Here is a 470-nt window from a genome sequence, read left to right as displayed (position 1 = left end):
CTCCGGCGCCGCGCTCGGCGTCGTCGTCGTGGAAGCCGCACACCGCTCGGGCTCACTGATCACCGCGCGCATGGCGGCCGAACAGGGCCGCGAGGTGTTCGCGGTGCCTGGCTCGCCGCTTGATCCGCGGTCGGCCGGCGCCAACGACCTGATCAAGCAGGGCGCAACGCTCGTCACCGAGGTCGCCGACATCGTCAATGCGGTGCAGCCGATCATGGAGCGGCCCTTGATGCACCCCGCAGGCGAACCCGACAGCGAGCCGTTCGAAACCGATCCGCAGAACCACGACCGCGACCAGATCACCCACCTTCTCGGTCCCACACCGATCTCGATCGACGATCTCGTCCGGATGTCCGGTGCCTCGCCCGCGATCGTGCGCACCGTCCTGCTGGAGCTCGAGCTCGCCGGCAAGCTCGAACGTCACGGCGGCGGACTGGTGTCGCTGCTTTAGAGCCTCCAGTCGTCATTCC

1 protein-coding gene is annotated in these 470 nt (G+C 68.3%); it reads left to right on the top strand.

What is annotated here, in order from left to right:
* On the top strand, positions 1-451 hold a 451-nt coding region (locus tag JHD07_RS30875; RefSeq protein ID WP_291629008.1), incomplete at its 5' end, for a DNA-processing protein DprA.
* Between the last annotated feature and the right edge of the window lie 19 nt (positions 452-470).

The sequence above is a fragment of the Bradyrhizobium sp. genome, assembly GCF_016462955.1.
In the GTDB taxonomy this organism is placed as follows: domain Bacteria; phylum Pseudomonadota; class Alphaproteobacteria; order Rhizobiales; family Xanthobacteraceae; genus Bradyrhizobium.
Note: the sequence above shows the minus strand (reverse complement) of the source record. Positions and strands in the feature narration are given on the sequence as shown.